This window comes from Okeania sp. SIO2F4 (assembly GCF_010672385.1).
In the GTDB taxonomy this organism is placed as follows: domain Bacteria; phylum Cyanobacteriota; class Cyanobacteriia; order Cyanobacteriales; family Microcoleaceae; genus Trichodesmium.
Map to the genome: position 1 here is coordinate 16,071 of NZ_JAAHGT010000066.1, position 3,197 is coordinate 19,267.

The 3,197-nt window shown below is 40.0% G+C and carries 2 protein-coding genes; both read right to left on the reverse strand.

What is annotated here, in order from left to right; all coding sequences use genetic code 11:
• Positions 1 to 4: 4 nt before the first annotated feature.
• The gene (gene proS / locus F6K22_RS06865) at positions 5 to 1,810 is read right to left on the reverse strand and encodes a proline--tRNA ligase (protein WP_293094984.1); all 1,806 of its coding nucleotides are present in this window, start codon (positions 1,808 to 1,810) and stop codon (positions 5 to 7) included.
• A 354-nt stretch (positions 1,811 to 2,164) separates the two neighbouring features.
• Positions 2,165 to 2,908 (reverse strand): helix-turn-helix transcriptional regulator, encoded by a 744-nt coding sequence (locus F6K22_RS06870; protein WP_293094986.1) that lies wholly within the window; start codon positions 2,906 to 2,908, stop codon positions 2,165 to 2,167.
• Positions 2,909 to 3,197 lie beyond the last annotated feature (289 nt).

The window sequence follows — 3,197 nt, forward strand, 5'->3', positions numbered from 1 at the left end:
TAAATTAAGTTAATGCTTTCTCAATTAATTCTTTTAAAGTAGATAATACTTCCTCTACAAGAATTTCCTGAGATTGATGAGTCGCTCTTTCTACCAATTCAACTTTGCCAGATTTTAACGATCGCCCGGTAACTATTCGATAAGGAATTCCAATTAAATCTGCATCTTTGAATTTAACACCCGCCCGCTCATCTCGGTCATCTAAAATAGTCTCTATTCCTGCTTCATTTAATTCTTTATAGAGATTTTCTGCTACTTCTATTTGTTGAGCATCCTTAATATTAGGAATACAAATAACCACATGATAAGGAGCGATCGCCACCGGCCAAATTATCCCATCTTTATCATAAGACTGTTCTACCGCTGATTGGGCCAAACGAGATACACCAACACCATAACATCCCATAACTAAAGGCACTTCCTCGCCCTGTTCATTTGTATAAGTTGCCCCCATAGCTTCAGAATATTTTGTCCCCAACTGGAATATATGACCCACCTCAATACCTCTAGCAGTTTCTAGAGTTTGATTCGGGTCATGGATAGAGCGATCGCCTTTTTGAGCTTTTCGGATATCTACAACCAATTTTGGCAATTGAAATTCCTGACCCCAGTTTGCACCCACGACGTGATAACTAGATTCGTTACTACCTGTTGCGAAATTTGTCAAGTCTACAGCCGTCTGGTCTACCATTCGCAAGAACTTAGAACTTACCTCCTTACTAGAAGCAATATAATCATCAGACAAATCTGGAGCAATATAACCCAAAGGCAAAGACTTAGCTGCCCATTTCTTTTGAGCCTCCACATCTGGCACAGTCAAAGCCAAAACAGTTTTAGCCCCATAATTTCCAGCCAACTTAGTCAACTCATTCAACAACTTCACATCATTAACATCTTGGTCTCCCCGAATATTCACCAAAACCAAAACAGTCATCCCATTGTCATAGACTGCCTGGTAAAGAACATTTTTCACAATATTAGTAGGAGAACATTTCAGAAACTTACACAGCTTTTCAATAGTTTCCGTACCAGGAGTTTCCAACTTTTCATAACTATCAAAAGGTGAAGTTTCCGCATCTACAGGCAAAGACACAGCCTTTTCCAAATTTGCAGCATACTTACCATCTTCGGTATAGAGAATTTCATCCTCACCAGCATCCGCCAAAACCATAAATTCTTGGGAACCAGAACCACCAATGGCCCCAGAATCAGCATCAACCGCCCGAAATTGTAAGCCACTGCGACGTAACATATTTCGATAAGCCTTATCCATATCCTGATAAGTCTTCTTCAGACTTTCCTCATCAGCATGAAACGAATAACCATCCTTCATAATAAATTCCCGACCACGCATCAAGCCAAATCTAGGGCGAATTTCATCCCGAAATTTAGTTTGGAGTTGATAGAGATGTAGAGGTAATTGTCTATATGAACGAATCATCTCTTTCGCAACAGTAGTTATGACCTCTTCGTGAGTTGGGCCTAATCCTAATTCCCGATTTTGACGGTCAATCAGAGAAAACATGATACCCTCAGCTTGGGTATAAGTATCCCAACGGCCAGACTCTCGCCACAGGTCGGCGGGTTGAAGTTGGGGGAGCAAACATTCTTGGGCGCCAGTAGCATTCATTTCTTCACGGACAATTGTGGAGACTTTATTTAAGACTCGCAACATCAAGGGAAGATATGCATAGATACCACTACCAATACGACGAATATACCCAGCACGGATGAGGAGTTTGTGGCTAGGAATTTCTGCTTCAGCAGGGTCATCTCGTAGAGTGACTAATAACATTTGAGATAGTCGCATTGTTGCTCCTTGGTAAAAATAATAAATATCTCAGATTAGTTTAGGACATCTGATGGTGGTTCAGTAAAGTCAAAAGTCAAAAATTAAGGACGTTCCAGATTTTCAACTCAATAGATCTCCAGAAAAGAGGGAGTAGGGAGTAAGGGGAAATAATTGATGGTTTCTGTGCGATAATTGATATTATTTTTTATTATTGGAGATATCTAACAGTCTCAGGTATCAGGAGTAATATTATTTATAGCACTACGCAAATAGGGAGCGGACATTCTTCTATTCCCTATGAAAAGGCAGGAGCAGGTAAGAGAGTTTTTTGCAAATTTACTTTTCGTTACATACTTCTGTTTTTGCACTTTTTTACTTAGATTGATGATTAAGCTTAGACAGGGAAATGTTTTCCTGCTGTTGCCTCTTGCCTGTTTCCTGTCCCTTATCATCTCTCAAACAAAGTTTTGCTACCATTTCAGCCCTTGAGGAAACCTCAAGTTTACGAAACATCCTCTTCAAAGCTTGTTTTACTGAATTTTCTGTAATCCACAGAGTGGCCCCAATCTTGGCATTGGTAAATCCTCTGGCAACCAATTCTGCAATTTCTGCTTCCCGTGGCGTTATGTTAAAGGAATTCATCCGAAAGACAAAAGGTTTCGAGCGTAGCACTGCTAGTCTTATAGAAAGATGGAGACAAAGCGCATTTAGATCTGCCAGATTATCTGCATTAAAAGCCTGGTCATAACAGTGACGTGTAAAGGCAATACCGCCTATAAGTTGACTATTACTGACAATAGGACCGAGCATAACGTGTCCATGATCGGTGCGAGGACAAATCCTCTGCCAAACTCCAGGAAGTAACATTACTTCGTCATGGACCGCAGCATGACGTTGAACCACATATCGCAAAATGGGATTATGGTCCAGCGACAAAGCTAGTTTAATCATTGCTGGGGTATCTTCATTAATACCAGGAAGCTGGTCGAAAAAAAACAGCCCCCAGCGTTTGGCAGCAAAATAATTGCCAATTTTGGCCATAATTGGTTGCCTTAATTCTTGTTCATCCTCCGCTTGAGCGATCGCTTGGAATAAAGCTGACAAAGAAATTCCCATAAGCACTTACCAATGGATAATTGATAATTAATCCCCAAAGGTTTAAAGCCTTCTATTTCAAGAGAAGAAGCGGTCGTTTGCGGAGCATTCCGAAGGATGGGATCGATGGATTACCTAACCATATCCAATATTCCCTCAAGAAAAGAAATTGTGATTTCCTTATATTCAATTCCGTTGCGGTTTTAACCAGAGGTAATTATCCATTATTCATTATCAATATATATCTCCAATAATAAAAAATAAAATTAATTATCCCACAGAAATCATCAATTCTTTCTTCTTGCTCCCT